The sequence below is a fragment of the Mesorhizobium sp. L-8-3 genome, assembly GCF_016756615.1.
In the GTDB taxonomy this organism is placed as follows: domain Bacteria; phylum Pseudomonadota; class Alphaproteobacteria; order Rhizobiales; family Rhizobiaceae.
Genome location: NZ_AP023262.1, coordinates 3,722,481 through 3,735,169 on the forward strand (window position 1 = coordinate 3,722,481; position 12,689 = coordinate 3,735,169).

Here is a 12,689-nt window from a genome sequence, read left to right on the forward strand (position 1 = left end):
GCCATGTCGAACGGACCGAACCGCATTCTCGATGAATTCGCCAAGCTGGTGACGGATGCGGCCGGCGCCGCACAAGGCGTGCGCCGGGAGATGGAAACCGCGTTTCGGTCCCAGGCCGAACGGTTTCTGAATTCGATGGAACTCGTCCAGCGCGAGGAGTTCGAGGCTGCCCGCGACATGGCCGCCAAGGCCCGTGCCGAAAACCAGAAGCTTGCCGCGCGCATCGAAGCGCTGGAGGCGCAGATCGCGGCGCTCGCCGGCGGCGCTGCCCCGAAACCGGCTTCGACGACCGCTTCCCGGCCGCGCGCCAAAAAATAATTCGGACTTTTCCACATCGCCTGCTGAATCGAAAAACGCTTTGCGCTGAATCGCTTAAGGCGTCCGCCTGAATCCGCCTTGCGGGGCTATCCACACCCCCAAGGGCCTCTCGCGCAAAAAGGGGCTGGCGCCGCGACTCTCCATCAATAGACTGAATTTGTTGCATGATTCGAAACAGGTCATGCGCCGGACGGCGGGAGGTCCGGCTGGGGAATAGTAGCGTACCGTCCCTTCTTCCGCTCGTGTGCTCGATAGTTGTCGTGTGCCCTCCAGCGGAGCGTGCGGTGGCGCTCCCAGAAACGACAGGATATTTGAATGGAACTCGTTGAACTCGACGTCGTACGCGAAGCACATCCCGTCGACGTGATCGAGCAGGTCGCCAACACCAATGACTGGTCGTTCGAGCGCACAGGAGACGACGAGATCTCGATCTCGGTTGCCGGAAGCTGGACCGACTACCATGTCTCCTTCTCCTGGATGGAGGATTTCGAGGCGCTTCATCTCGCCTGCGCCTTCGACATCAAGGTGCCTGAGGCCCGCACGCTCGAAATCCTGCGGCTTCTGTCGCTGATCAACGAACAGATGCTGTTCGGCCATTTCGACCTCTGGGAGCAGGAAGGCGCGATCATGTTCCGCCAGTCGCTGCTGCTTGCCGGCGGGGTCGAGCCGACCAGCCAGCAGGTCGAGGTTCTGCTTTCCAGCGCGCTGGAAGCCTGCGAATGCTATTTCCAGGCATTCCAGTTCGTCGTCTGGTCTGGCGTGTCGGCCCGCGATGCCTTGGCCGGCGTGCTGTTTGAAACCTACGGCAACGCCTGAGGAACTGCGGATGGGTTCGGGCGGCGGGCCGAGAAGGCCCGAGATCACCTTCGCCGATTTTGATCGCGTCGACATTCGTGCCGGCACGATCGTGGAGGCCGAGCCTTTTCCCGAAGCCCGCAAGCCTGCGTTCAAGCTGAAGATCGACTTCGGACCCGAGATCGGCATCAAGAAATCGTCGGCGCAGATAACCAAATACTACGCGCCAGAGACGCTGGTCGGGCGGCAGGTCTTCGCCGTCGTCAACTTTCCGCCGCGCCAGATCGGCAAATTCATGTCCGAGGTGCTCACCCTCGGCTTTCCCGACAGCGACGGCGACGTGGTGCTGGGCGCTATAGAGCGCAAGGTGCCTGACGGCGGCAGGCTGTTCTGAACGGCGCGCGTTGGGGGCGCGCTTGTTCAGATGATGGAGCCTTTCGTCATGCGGCCACGCGGACACGTCCGTTCAATGCTTCCCTGACAGTGTCGAGAAACATCTCGGCGCAGGCCGTCCAACTGTAGCGTTGCGCCTTGGCGCGGGCTTCGGCGCGATCGATATGCAGCGCGGCGAGCGCTGCTTGGCGCAGATCCTCCGATACCGCCCCGCCCTTGCCGTCGCCGACGATGTCGATCGGCCCGGTGACCGGATAGGCGGCGACCGGCGTGCCGCTGGCGAGCGCTTCGATGATAACATTGCCGAATGTGTCGGTGCGGCTCGGGAAGACGAAGACGTCGGCCGAAGCATAAATGTCGGCCATTTCGTCGATGGGCTTGCGGCCGAGAAAGTGCGCCTGCGGATATCTTGCCTGCAACTTGGCAAGCTCGGGGCCTTCGCCGACCAGCACCTTGCTGCCCGGCAGGTCGAGATCGAGAAAGGCCGGCAGGTTCTTCTCGACGGCGATGCGCCCGACGCAGAGGAAGATCGGCCCGGGGAAGTCAAGCGCCTTGCGCCGGTCGGGCCGGAACAAAGTGGTGTCGACCCCGCGCGTCCAAGGCCGCAGCTTGGTGAAGCCGCGCCGGGCCAGATCGTCGGCGAGCGACTGCGTGGCCACCAGAGTGCCTTGCCCGGAGTTGTGGAAGTCGCGCAGCCAGCGATAGGCCCAGTCCTCGGGAACAGGAAGGCGCGCGCTCAGATATTCAGGGAAACGCGTGTGGTAGCTGGTGGTGAAGGGACGGCCCTCGGCGAGGCAATAGCGTCGTGCCATGATGCCGAGCGGCCCTTCCGTCACGATGTGGACATGGTCGGCCTGCTCAGCCCTGATCAGCCTGGCGACGTGGCCGGGCGTCGTCAGCGCGAGCCGGATGTCGGGATAGGTCGGCAGGGGCAAGGTGCGGAAGCCCTGTGGCGTCAGGAAACGGGTCTCGACCCCGAAACCTGTCAGGACCTCGGACAGCCGTTCCAGCGTATGGACGACGCCGTTGATCTGCGGCCGCCAGGCATCGGTTACCATCAGGATGCGCAAGGGGCGTCTTCCCTATTTCCCGGCGCCTTCCCCTGGAATCGCCGGCCGTCCGTCGTTTCGCGCGCCTTTGAGCAGAGTTTCATGACGCTGCGATGAAACGGGCGGGGGGCTTGCAATCCTCCGTTTGATATAGCGCCGGCTCAATCGAGGTCCAGTTTCGACAGCGCCTCGAAGAGCGCTTCCCGCGCCTGGAAGCCGGGTCGCTTGTCCGCCTTGCCGTTGCCGATCTCCAACCGCGCGAAGGCAACGCGCCGGCCATCTTTTTTGGCCCAGCCGACGAACCAGCCCACCGGTCGGACTTTGCCGTCCACGTCGTTCTTTTCGCGTAACCGGCCGCTACCGGTCTTGCCGTGTACGATCCAGCCGCCGCCTATCGCGAAACGCGGCATGATCGTCTCCGTCATGTCATAGGCCTTGGCCGATAGAGCCAATTGCCGGTCGAGCATGGCGCGTATGAAGCGGACCTGTTCGACGGGGCTGATCTTCAGGGACGACATAAGCCACGAGTGAGTGAGGCCGTTGTTCTTGCCGGGATCACCCGATACGTCCATGTTGCCATAGTTGAATTTGGCCACATAGTCGGCGAAACGTTCGTCGCCGATCTGCTGCGTGATCTGCTGCGAATACCAGACGATCGAGTCTTCGAGCCAGATCGTCGGGTTCACAGTTTTTTGCTGGCGCTTGTTCGCGTTGAATTCGGGCCGATAGTCCCAGCTCGGCGTCTTCGGATCCTTCAGGACGCCGGAATCGAAACCCATCAAAGCGAGCGGGACCTTGAACGTCGATGCCGGCGCAAAGCCCTGGTCGCATGTTCCCTTGCGCGACAATGCCTCGCCGCTCGAGGCATCGATGATGAGCGTGCATTCGAGCAGCAGGCCAGCGGCAGGCGCGGCGCCCATGCCGAGCGCCAGCAGCAGGCCGGCTGCGAGCAGGCCCGAACCGGGCATGAACCGTTCGTTGTCGCGCATTTTATTCTCCGTGATTTCCGCTGTCCCCTGACTACGTGGCATGGCTGATACGGACAAACGATGATATTTGCGGTCAGGCATGAAACGAATTTGGCCTTCTCTTGGGGAAACCATGGTCCGTCCGCATCTCCCGCTCACCGCCTTGCGTGCTTTCGAGGCCTCAGCCCGGCATCTGAGCTTCACGCGCGCTGCCATCGAGCTTTGCGTCACCCAGGCTGCGGTCAGCCATCAGGTGAAGTCGCTCGAGCAGCGTCTCGGCGTCACGCTGTTCCGGCGTCTCCCGCGTGGACTGCTGATCACCGACGAAGGGCTGGCCCTGCTGCCGACGCTGCGCGATTCCTTCGACCGTATCGCGAACATGATGGAGAAGTTCCATGGCGGCCATGTGAGGGAAGTGCTCGAAGTCGGCGCGGTGGGCACCTTCGCGGTCGGCTGGCTGCTGCCGCGGCTGCGCGATTTCCGCGAGCGGCACCCCTTCGTGGATGTCAGGCTTTCCACCAACAACAACCGGGTCGATCTCGCCGCCGAAGGGCTGGACTACGCTGTCCGCTTCGGCAACGGTGCCTGGCATGACACCGAGGCCGAGGCGCTGTTCGCGGCGCCGCTGTCGGCCCTGTGCGTTCCCGAAATCGCCGAGACGCTGCGCGACCCCGCCGATCTCGTCCGCCACACGCTGCTGCGTTCCTACCGGGCGGACGAATGGCCGTCCTGGTTCGAGGAGGCCGGCGTGGCGGCCCCGACCATCAGGGGACCGGTGTTCGATTCCTCGCTGACCATGGTCGAGGCGGCGCTGCAGGGGGAGGGTGTGGCGCTCGCACCGCCGATGATGTTCTCGCGCCAACTCGCCGACGGCACGCTACAGCGGCCTTTCGATACGTCGATATCGATGGGCCGGTACTGGCTGACGCGGCTCAAATCGCGCAATCCCACACCAGCTATGGGCGCGTTCCGCGCATGGTTGCTCGGCGCGGCGACCGCGTCGACAGGAGCAGCTAGGCTGGAACCTTGATCACCGCCCGCAAGCCGCCCATCGGGCTGTCGTCGAGCGTGATGTCGCCGCCATGACTGCGGGCAATGTCGCGAGCAATCGCCAGGCCGAGCCCCGTGCCTCCGGCGTCCTGGCGCGCAGCGTCGAGGCGAAGGAACGGCTTGAAGACGTCCTCGCGGCGATCGAACGGAATGCCGGGGCCGTCGTCGTCGACGGTCACCGTCAGTGCCCCGCGCGTGTGCAGCGCATTCACCCTGACATTGCGGGCGTAGCGGAAAGCGTTGCCGATCACGTTGCCGAGCAGGCGCGAAAACGCATTGGGCCGCACCTGCACCTCGGGTCTGCCCGCAATCGATGTGGCGAGACCGCGTTTCCGGAGGCGCGCCTCCTCGGAAAGCTTGTCGAAATAGGTCTGGAGATCGAAGCGGCCGGTGTCCTCGGCGGCCTCGCCGCGCGCAAAGGCGAGATAGCCTTCCAGCATCGACTGCATGTCGTCGATGTCCTGGTTGAGCGCCGTGGTGTCGAGCTTCTTGCCGGCGAGTGCGAGCTGCAGCTTGAAGCGGGTGAGGATGGTTCGAAGGTCGTGGCTGACCCCGGTGAGCATGGCCGTGCGTTGCTCGATCTGGCGTTCGATGCGCTCGCGCATCTGCAGGAAGGCAATGCCGGCCCTGCGCACTTCCTCGGCGCCGCGCGGCTTGAAGTCGCTTGGTGTCGGGCGTCCCTTGCCGAAGCTCTCGGCGGCTTCCGTGAGCTGCAGGATCGGCTTGATCTGGTTGCGCAGGAAAGGGATGGCGATGGTCAGCAGGACGAGCGACGTGCCTACCATCCACAGAAGGAAGATATGTGTGTTCGAGGCATAGGCCTGGCTGCGCCGCGCGAAGACCCGCAGCACCTTGTCGTCGAGCTGTATGCGGATCTCGACGATGTTGGAGTTACCGACCGTGTCGAGCCAGAACGGCCGGTTTATCTGCTTGGTGATCTCCTCGCTCAGGATCTGGTCAAGAATGGAGAAGAACGGCTTCGGTCCGGGCGCGGGCAGGGGAGACGGCGGCAAGAGGTCGATCTTGAGCGACAGCCGGTCCTGGGCGATGCGGATGACGCTGGCGTAGTTGTCTCCGGGCGGATAGGTCTCGATCATGTCGATGATCGCGGCGATGTCGCGGGTCACCGCCTGCGACAGGCGCTGCGTCACCGTCTGCCAGTGACGCTCCATGAACATGAAGGCGATGACCGACTGCAACAGGATCATCGGCGCGATGACGATGATCAGCGAGCGCGCATAAAGCCGCTTGGGCATGTAGCGCGACACCAGCCGCCAGAACCGGCGCCAGTTGTTCGGCAGGAAACCGGACCTTCTGCTCCAGGACGAACCGCCCGATGTGGCGACCGGGCGCTGGGCCGCAGTCACGCGTTCCGCCTGCGCCGGGCCCTTGTCCGCCGGGGTCATCTGCGAAGTCGCCATTCGTCCTTTCCGATCGCCGATCGCTTCCCGGAGCGGTCGCGAAGGCCTGCGTCATTCGACGCTCAACCTATACCCTATGCCGCGCACAGTCTGCAGCCAGACAGGATTGGAGGGGTCGCGTTCGATCTTGCGGCGAAGCCGGTTGATCTGGACGTCGATGGTGCGTTCGCCGACCTCCGATTCGCCGGCCACCAATTCGTGGCGCGGGATGGTCTCGCCGGCCCTGCCGGCGAAGATCGCCAGGATCTCCTGTTCGCGGTCCGTCAGCCTCAAAGCTTCGCCGCCGCGCTTCAATTCGCGTTTGGCGATCTGGAACGTGTAGGGGCCAAACACGATCTGCTCTACCTTCGGAACGACCTGTGGCCCGCCGCGGCGCAGGATGTTGCTGATCCTCAGGATCAGTTCGCGCGGATCGAACGGCTTGGGCAGATAGTCGTCGGCACCTGCTTCGAGCCCGGTGATGCGGCTTTCGGTTTCGGACAGCGCAGTCAGCATCAGGATCGGCACGTCGCGCTCGCCGCGCAGCGACCTCGTCAGGTCGACGCCGCTTTCGCCAGGCATCATCACATCGAGCACGACAAGGTCGAAATCCAGTCCGGCAAGCCGCCGCCGCGCCTCGACGGCGGTCCCCGCGACCGTTACCCTGAAGCCGTTCTCGGTCAGATACTGCTTCAGCAGATTGCGGATACGCGTGTCGTCGTCGACCACCAGAAGATGCGGGGCGTCGTCGTCCGGCACGGAAGATGGGTCGGTCATCTGGATCGCCTCCATAGTCTTTCCCCTCTCTTGAACTATCCTACTTGACGGGCCGATTGTCGATCTGCGCCCTGAGTTCCGGGTTCACCATGGCCTTCAGGAACCGTTCGACGGCTTCCCGGTCGGCCGCGTTTGCGCCCTCCAGTGCCTGATGGATGCGGCGTGACTGTGGCCGCGCGAGCGCGAGCGCCAAAGTGCGACCTTTGGCCGTCGGATAGAGCTCGCGCTGGCGCCGGTCGCGGGGGCCCTGCACCTGTATGACGTGGCCGGTATCGATGAGCTGCTTCAGCACCCTGGCGAGGCTCTGCTTGGTGATCTGCAGCACCTCGAGCAGTTCAGCCACCGTCAGTCCCGGACGCCTGTTGACGAAATGCAGCACCCGATGGTGGGCGCGGCCGAAGCCGTAGTCGGTCAGGATCACGTCCGGGTCGGACGTGAAGTCGCGATAGGCGAAGAAGAACAGCTCGATGACAGTGAAGTCGATGCCGTCTTCCAGCGTCAGCGCCGTCCTGATCGGCTTGGCGTTTGCGGCGATACGTTCGGCCATGTGTTTCCCGCACCCGGAATGATTCCGTGATCCTGCCGGAATTATGTCAGTGATGTTGACATAATTTGGGTTGGATGGTAATTTTATTCAAGCTTTTCGGCGGATTTTGAACGAAAAGGCAAGGAAAATCGGTTCCTTCAGGAATTTCCGTGAATTTGCCTTTCCCCGGCGTTCCGCCTACGCTCACCCGCAGACATTCACAGCAATGCCGCGGACAGAAAACCACTCGACGTCCGGGCACAGGCCCGCGGGAGGCAAGTCATGGCATCCGTTTCTTTCGACCAACTCGACGGCTTCATCTGGATGAACGGACAGTTCGTCAAATGGGCCGACGCCAAGATCCACGTGCTGACGCACGGGCTGCACTACGCCAGCGCCGTCTTCGAGGGCGAGCGCGCCTATGGCGGCGAGATCTTCAAACTGACCGAGCACAGCGAGCGCCTGCACGAGTCGGGGCGCATCCTGGGCTTCACCATCCCCTACAGCGTGGCCGAGATCGACGAGGCCTGCCGCGAACTGCTTAAGAAGCAAGGCTTCAAGGACGCCTATGTGCGCCCGATCGCCTGGCGCGGCAGCGAGCAGATGGGCGTTTCGGCCCAGAACAACAAGATCAACTGCGCGATCGCGATCTGGCAGTGGCCGAGCTATTTCGACCCTGCGCAGAAGCTGAAGGGCATCCGCCTCGACATCGCCGAATACCGCCGTCCCGATCCGCGTACGGCGCCGTCGCGCGCGAAGGCCGCCGGCCTCTACATGATCTGTACCCTTTCCAAGCACGCCGCCGAGGCGAAAGGGTACGCCGACGCCATGATGTTCGACTGGCGCGGCCGAGTGGCCGAGGCGACGGGCGCCAATATCTTCTTTGTCAAGGACGGCAAGCTCCACACGCCGGATCCGGAGTGCTTCCTCGACGGCATCACCCGCAGGACCGTGATCGATCTGGCGCGTCGTCGCGGCTTCGCGGTCGTCGAGCGGGCGATCCAGCCGGAGGAACTCGAAGGCTTCGAGCAATGCTTCCTCACCGGCACGGCGGCCGAGGTGACCCCCGTTTCCGAGATCGGACCGTACCGGTTCGAGGTGGGCGAAATCACCAAGACGCTGATGAACGACTATACCGCCGAAGTGCAGCCCAAGCACGCGATCGCAGCCGAGTAGCGGTCTCGGGCGGCTCGCCGCCAGGGGCGGGCCGCATCCTGGCCGTCGGAGCAGTCAACGGCTTCAGGTGACGTTGTGGAAGCCTCGCATCAAGGCGAGGCGGTCGCGGTCGGTTTTACTTCGGCGATCTCATATTTGACTTTCGTCTAATTCGGCGTCTCACTGTGCATGCCGGGCTCACCGAGTCCCGGTTTGCTCTGGAGGGAAGTCACATGGACAGTAGTGCCCTTATTGCTATCATCGTGCAGATCATCACGGGTATCATCGGTGGCCAGGCTGTAGGCGCGGCAATCCAGCAGGCGGCAATGAGTCAGCTGCCGAAAATCATCAGCGGTGCGGTCGGCGGCGTCGCCGGCGGCACGATCCTCGGAAGCCTGCTCGGCGGCGCGACGACCGGCGATCCGGCTGCCGGCGGCGCGGCCGGCGGGGCGCTCGGCGGCCTTCTCACGAACGCCATCGGCGGGGCCGGCGGCGGCGCAATCCTGACGGCGATCGTCGGCGCCGTGATGAAGTCAATGAACAAGGCCTGACAGCCATTCCCGGGTGGCGGGCGGCCTCCCGGTCGCCCGTTTCCCCATCAGGCTCGACGTTGCTTCCGCCCCGCTGGCTGCGTCGTGAAACTCGTCGAGACGACGGTAGCCAGCGTCCATACTTTCTTCCAGCATGCAGAGCGCCGTCGCGCGTTTTCCCTCAACGCTCACAGGTCGGTGCTCGAGCCAGCCCTGTTCAGCCATGACGGGGGGCGGAAGTGCAGGGCGCGTTGAAGATCTGTTTCAGATGATCTCACGGTTGGACGGCGTCGTGACGGGCAAATGGCCGTTTGTTCATTCCACGCCTCTACCGCCCTTGCTTGCCGCATCGCCCTGCAGCACGTCGAGCAGGGTGTCGAGCCGATGGAAATTGCCCTCCCAGATGGCGCGGTAGTTCTCGAGCCAGCCGTTCGCTTCTGCGAGCGGGGCCGTCTCAAGGCGGCATGGCCGGCGTTGCGCGTCCCGTCCGCGCGAGACCAACCCCGCACTCTCCAGGACCTTCAGGTGTTTCGAGATCGCGGGCTGACTCATGGCGAAAGGCTCGGCAAGTTCCATCACGGTCGCTTCGCCGAGGACCAGCCGTGCCAGGATCGCGCGCCTTGTGGGATCGGCGAGCGCAGCGAATGTCGCGTTGAGTCGGTCAGTCGGCATCATGTAGACAACTCGAGTATTCCATAACTGAAAGGTTATATGTTATTTGCCGTTCGTCAATCGATCTTTGATCGGAGTACCGGCCCTCGACCTCGCCGGACGGGTAGACGGATGGGGCTGCCCCCACTATGTGTGCCCTGGCGCACGATCCGAGGACTTGGAATTCGACCTCGGAAAAGCACGATGCGCCGAGCATGAAGCGATGGGCGCCCTTTGCGTGTCCGAAGCAACGCGCGGCACGGTGAGCCGCGACCGAGAAGATGAGGCAGCGCGATGGGCCAGCTCAACGCCGGGATCATTCCGGTGACCCCTTTCCAGCAGAATTGCACGATCCTGTTCGATACGGACGACAGGTCCGGCGTGGTCGTCGATCCCGGTGGCGACGTCGCCGAGATCGTGAAGGCGATCGAAGACAACAAGCTCTCGATCGCCGCGATCTGGATCACCCACGGCCATATCGATCACGCAGGCGGCGCCATGGAGCTCAAGGACAAGCTCGGGGTGGAGATACTCGGCCCGCATGAGGCCGATCGTCCGCTGCTCGCCAATCTCGAAAACCAGGCGCTGCGCTTCGGCATCACCGACACTGTGCGCAATTGCGTGCCCGACCGCTTCCTCGCCGAGGGCGAGACGGTCGGCTTCGGCGAGCACAACTTTGAAGTGCTGCATTGCCCCGGTCATGCGCCGGGCCATGTCGTCTATTTCAACCGTGCTGCAAAGTTCGCCCATGTCGGCGACGTGCTGTTCCGCGGTTCGATCGGTCGGACCGACCTGCCCGGCGGGGATCATGCCGCGCTGATCCGGTCGATCAAGGAGAAGCTGCTGCCGCTCGGCGACGATATCGGCTTCCTGTGCGGCCATGGGCCGGGCGGCCGCTTCGGCGAAGAGCGGTTGAGCAATCCGTTCCTTACATAGAGCGCTTCCAAACGGCGGACGCACCGACGGTGCTGCCCTAGCCCGAACTTTGCCTAGCCGTCGTCGCAGCGCCGGATTTATTCCGAAACCGGTACCCGCCTTCGGGTTCGATGCCATGCGGCCCCGAATATTGGCTGCCGCCAGGGTCGGCGAGCGCCGCCATGCGGCGCTCAACCTTCATTCAGACCGCCTATCGGGCTTCGCAGAAATGCCGCCTGCCGTCATAGCCGACGAAGGTGCCGGTGCTCGGATTGAAGGAACGATAGCGATCCTCGCAATAGCGGAACCAGCCGGGGCTCCACGGCTCGAGCCCACCATAGGCATATCGCCCCGTCCCATAGCCGGCGCCCTCCGGCGCATATTCATATTCGGCGCCTGGCCGCGGCGGGAAATAGTCGTCGTCCACATAAGGATCGTTATAAATCCGCTCCCGGTAGACCGGTCCCCTTGGGCCCGAATCCGCCAGAGCACCCGCGACGATAGCACCGGCCGCCAGGCCGAGTACGCCTGCTGCAAGCAGATCGCCGTCGGAGTTGCGACGAACGACATGGCCTTCGCGGTAATAACGCTCGCCGCTATGGGCGGCAGGCAGGGCGGTCAGCGTGGTCGCGGCGATGGCCGCCGAGAGGATCGAAGTTTTCAGGAAGCGGTTCACATCTGTCTCCTTCACGCCGCGGATCCCGGGGAAGGTCGGCGGTCGATTGCCCGTCTAGGCCCCCTTGCATGAACGGAGGCTGAACGGCGTGGCGGACGGCTGTGTGCCTGCCGAAAGTGGCATTTTGAGAAAGGATGAAGTTATCGGACGCAAGCACTCGGGTGCTCCGTGCCGGCGGTCGATGAGATCGACCGCCGAAGCGACTGCCAACCACGCCTGTCGGACCGAAAGCCCATTGGCACCAGAGCGCCGGGCGTCCGCTCGGATGCGCAAAGGTCGCTCTGGCGCTTTCAACCTGCGCATCGTGCCTTCTGAAAATCGAGTACGATTTCCGACGCAGTAGATCCCCCGATGTTCGATGGTTGTCGGCCGCAGGGCTACCTTGGACCAGGAACACCAAAGCGGCGTCGATCAGGCGCCCGCTTTCCTGGAGACGGCACATCCACGAGACGGCACATCCACAGATGCTCCGTGCCGGCATCGATAGGAAAAAGCTCCGCAGACAGCATTGCTGCGACACCGCGCCTGCCATGCCTGTTTCCGGGGCCGGAGCCCCGCCGTCGATGGTCGTGGACCGGCTCAGCCGATCCTGAGATTGACCGCCTTCGGACCCTTGCCGCGCTTGTCCGGCTCGGTATCGAAAGTCACTTTCTGCCCGTCTTCGAGGCCGGGAAGGCCGGAGGCCTGCACCGCCGAGATATGTACGAATACGTCCTTCGCTCCGTCGTCCGGCGTGATGAAGCCGAAGCCTTTGGCATGGTTGAAGAACTTGACAGTGCCGGTCTGCGGCATGGGAAACTCCCTTTGGTCCCATCATCGACATGTCTGGCGGGAAATATCCCCGCGCAGGCTCGGCCGTTCACTGGAGGAGCAGAAACAGTTTCTCGCGCCGGGACCTTCCCAAGATCCTCTTGTTCCGCGATCACCTGGGCTTCCGGCGTTGCCAGAACCCAGTGCAGTCTATTCCGGTCTCCGGGCCGGCAAATGCCCGAACAAGAATTTTGTCCTTCATTTTTCCGGCGTGAGCAAGTGAAACTTTCAGTTTGGCTCATTGACGCCACGACAGCTCCATCGGGCATCGACAATTCGCCGGCTTATGTATGGTGAGCATTCCCTAAGTTGGCTGATACTATCTGTAATGCACCTCAAAAGCAAAAGGCACGGCGGATCGCCGTGCCTTTCGAAGAATGGCAGTCTTGCAGACGAATCAGGCGGCGCGCAGATTGACCGCCTTGGGGCCCTTGCCCATGCGGTCCGGCTCGACGTCGAAGGTGACCTTCTGGCCGTCGATCAGGGTGCGCAGGCCGGAGGCTTCGATCGCCGAGATGTGCACGAATACATCCTTCGCGCCGCCATCAGGCGTGATGAAGCCATAACCCTTGGTTGCGTTGAAGAACTTCACGGTGCCGGTCTGAGCCATTGGGGGGAGAACTCCTTCACCCATTGTTGCTTGGTCCTTCCCGATATTGGAAGACGGGAGAACCGG

At 63.3% G+C, this 12,689-nt stretch carries 16 protein-coding genes; 7 read left to right on the plus strand and 9 right to left on the minus strand.

Annotated elements, in window-relative coordinates:
* Positions 1-3: 3 nt before the first annotated feature.
* From JN302_RS17395 to JN302_RS17405, 3 genes are all read left to right on the plus strand, one after another.
* Positions 4-318, plus strand: a complete 315-nt coding sequence (locus JN302_RS17395) for an accessory factor UbiK family protein (protein ID WP_202313721.1) — start codon at positions 4-6, stop codon at positions 316-318.
* A gap of 315 nt (positions 319-633) precedes the next feature.
* On the plus strand, positions 634-1,134 hold the full coding sequence (locus JN302_RS17400) for a YbjN domain-containing protein (RefSeq protein ID WP_202313723.1): 501 nt from the start codon (positions 634-636) through the stop codon (positions 1,132-1,134).
* Between the two features lie 10 nt (positions 1,135-1,144).
* Complete coding sequence (locus JN302_RS17405) at positions 1,145-1,507, plus strand: tRNA-binding protein (RefSeq protein ID WP_202313725.1); 363 nt, start codon at positions 1,145-1,147, stop codon at positions 1,505-1,507.
* Positions 1,508-1,553: 46 nt separating this feature from the next.
* Here JN302_RS17405 and JN302_RS17410 read toward each other — a convergent pair whose 3' ends face one another.
* Together JN302_RS17410 and blaOXA are read right to left on the minus strand one after the other, a co-directional pair.
* Positions 1,554-2,576: a glycosyltransferase family 4 protein gene (locus tag JN302_RS17410; protein ID WP_202333901.1), complete on the minus strand. Its 1,023-nt coding sequence runs from the start codon at positions 2,574-2,576 to the stop codon at positions 1,554-1,556.
* Between the two features lie 140 nt (positions 2,577-2,716).
* Positions 2,717-3,544, minus strand: coding sequence for a class D beta-lactamase (gene blaOXA / locus JN302_RS17415; RefSeq protein WP_202333902.1), 828 nt, complete (start codon positions 3,542-3,544; stop codon positions 2,717-2,719).
* A gap of 112 nt (positions 3,545-3,656) precedes the next feature.
* Between blaOXA and JN302_RS17420 the strand changes: the two genes are divergently transcribed.
* Positions 3,657-4,553 (plus strand): LysR family transcriptional regulator, encoded by an 897-nt coding sequence (locus JN302_RS17420; protein ID WP_202333903.1) that lies wholly within the window; start codon positions 3,657-3,659, stop codon positions 4,551-4,553.
* Here JN302_RS17420 and JN302_RS17425 read toward each other — a convergent pair.
* The 3 genes from JN302_RS17425 to JN302_RS17435 form a co-directional block, all read right to left on the minus strand.
* Positions 4,537-5,829, minus strand: a complete 1,293-nt coding sequence (locus JN302_RS17425) for an ATP-binding protein (protein WP_244743550.1) — start codon at positions 5,827-5,829, stop codon at positions 4,537-4,539. The genes JN302_RS17420 and JN302_RS17425 overlap by 17 nt on opposite strands.
* A gap of 216 nt (positions 5,830-6,045) precedes the next feature.
* The gene (locus JN302_RS17430; RefSeq protein ID WP_446720729.1) at positions 6,046-6,750 is read right to left on the minus strand and encodes a response regulator; all 705 of its coding nucleotides are present in this window, start codon (positions 6,748-6,750) and stop codon (positions 6,046-6,048) included.
* 40 nt (positions 6,751-6,790) lie between these two features.
* Positions 6,791-7,297, minus strand: a complete 507-nt coding sequence (locus JN302_RS17435; protein WP_202313731.1) for a MarR family winged helix-turn-helix transcriptional regulator — start codon at positions 7,295-7,297, stop codon at positions 6,791-6,793.
* Between the two features lie 261 nt (positions 7,298-7,558).
* Here JN302_RS17435 and JN302_RS17440 point away from each other — a divergent pair, with 261 nt between their 5' ends.
* Both JN302_RS17440 and JN302_RS17445 read left to right on the plus strand, forming a co-directional pair.
* Complete coding sequence (locus tag JN302_RS17440) at positions 7,559-8,452, plus strand: branched-chain amino acid aminotransferase (protein ID WP_202333904.1); 894 nt, start codon at positions 7,559-7,561, stop codon at positions 8,450-8,452.
* A 212-nt stretch (positions 8,453-8,664) separates the two neighbouring features.
* On the plus strand, positions 8,665-8,982 hold the full coding sequence (locus JN302_RS17445; protein ID WP_202313733.1) for a hypothetical protein: 318 nt from the start codon (positions 8,665-8,667) through the stop codon (positions 8,980-8,982).
* Positions 8,983-9,276: 294 nt separating this feature from the next.
* On the opposite strand, the gene JN302_RS17450 is transcribed toward JN302_RS17445, so the two are convergent.
* The gene (locus JN302_RS17450; RefSeq protein WP_446720730.1) at positions 9,277-9,636 is read right to left on the minus strand and encodes an ArsR/SmtB family transcription factor; all 360 of its coding nucleotides are present in this window, start codon (positions 9,634-9,636) and stop codon (positions 9,277-9,279) included.
* A 270-nt stretch (positions 9,637-9,906) separates the two neighbouring features.
* Between JN302_RS17450 and JN302_RS17455 the strand changes: the two genes are divergently transcribed.
* Positions 9,907-10,548, plus strand: a complete 642-nt coding sequence (locus tag JN302_RS17455; RefSeq protein WP_202313734.1) for an MBL fold metallo-hydrolase — start codon at positions 9,907-9,909, stop codon at positions 10,546-10,548.
* Positions 10,549-10,738: 190 nt separating this feature from the next.
* Here the strand turns inward: JN302_RS17455 and JN302_RS17460 are convergent, their stop codons facing one another.
* The 3 genes from JN302_RS17460 to JN302_RS17470 all read right to left on the minus strand — a co-directional run bounded on the left by JN302_RS17460 (position 10,739) and on the right by JN302_RS17470 (position 12,623).
* Entirely contained in the window at positions 10,739-11,218 is a 480-nt protein-coding gene (locus tag JN302_RS17460) for a BA14K family protein (protein WP_342215972.1), read from the minus strand.
* A gap of 564 nt (positions 11,219-11,782) precedes the next feature.
* The gene (locus JN302_RS17465; protein ID WP_202313735.1) at positions 11,783-11,995 is read right to left on the minus strand and encodes a cold-shock protein; all 213 of its coding nucleotides are present in this window, start codon (positions 11,993-11,995) and stop codon (positions 11,783-11,785) included.
* Between the two features lie 415 nt (positions 11,996-12,410).
* Positions 12,411-12,623 (minus strand): cold-shock protein, encoded by a 213-nt coding sequence (locus tag JN302_RS17470; RefSeq protein WP_202313736.1) that lies wholly within the window; start codon positions 12,621-12,623, stop codon positions 12,411-12,413.
* Positions 12,624-12,689: the final 66 nt, after the last annotated feature.

Bases quoted from the DNA above. Each gene is read 5' to 3' on its own strand.
- JN302_RS17445 (WP_202313733.1), top strand. From the start codon at position 8,665: ATGGACAGTAGTGCCCTTATTGCTATCATCGTGCAGATCATCACGGGT.
- JN302_RS17450 (WP_446720730.1), bottom strand. From the start codon at position 9,636: ATGATGCCGACTGACCGACTCAACGCGACATTCGCTGCGCTCGCCGAT.
- blaOXA (WP_202333902.1), bottom strand. From the start codon at position 3,544: ATGCGCGACAACGAACGGTTCATGCCCGGTTCGGGCCTGCTCGCAGCC.
- JN302_RS17425 (WP_244743550.1), bottom strand. From the start codon at position 5,829: ATGCCCAAGCGGCTTTATGCGCGCTCGCTGATCATCGTCATCGCGCCG.
- JN302_RS17455 (WP_202313734.1), top strand. From the start codon at position 9,907: ATGGGCCAGCTCAACGCCGGGATCATTCCGGTGACCCCTTTCCAGCAG.
- JN302_RS17400 (WP_202313723.1), top strand. From the start codon at position 634: ATGGAACTCGTTGAACTCGACGTCGTACGCGAAGCACATCCCGTCGAC.
- JN302_RS17440 (WP_202333904.1), top strand. From the start codon at position 7,559: ATGGCATCCGTTTCTTTCGACCAACTCGACGGCTTCATCTGGATGAAC.
- JN302_RS17395 (WP_202313721.1), top strand. From the start codon at position 4: ATGTCGAACGGACCGAACCGCATTCTCGATGAATTCGCCAAGCTGGTG.
- JN302_RS17470 (WP_202313736.1), bottom strand. From the start codon at position 12,623: ATGGCTCAGACCGGCACCGTGAAGTTCTTCAACGCAACCAAGGGTTAT.
- JN302_RS17465 (WP_202313735.1), bottom strand. From the start codon at position 11,995: ATGCCGCAGACCGGCACTGTCAAGTTCTTCAACCATGCCAAAGGCTTC.
- JN302_RS17435 (WP_202313731.1), bottom strand. From the start codon at position 7,297: ATGGCCGAACGTATCGCCGCAAACGCCAAGCCGATCAGGACGGCGCTG.
- JN302_RS17430 (WP_446720729.1), bottom strand. From the start codon at position 6,750: ATGACCGACCCATCTTCCGTGCCGGACGACGACGCCCCGCATCTTCTG.
- JN302_RS17420 (WP_202333903.1), top strand. From the start codon at position 3,657: ATGGTCCGTCCGCATCTCCCGCTCACCGCCTTGCGTGCTTTCGAGGCC.
- JN302_RS17405 (WP_202313725.1), top strand. From the start codon at position 1,145: ATGGGTTCGGGCGGCGGGCCGAGAAGGCCCGAGATCACCTTCGCCGAT.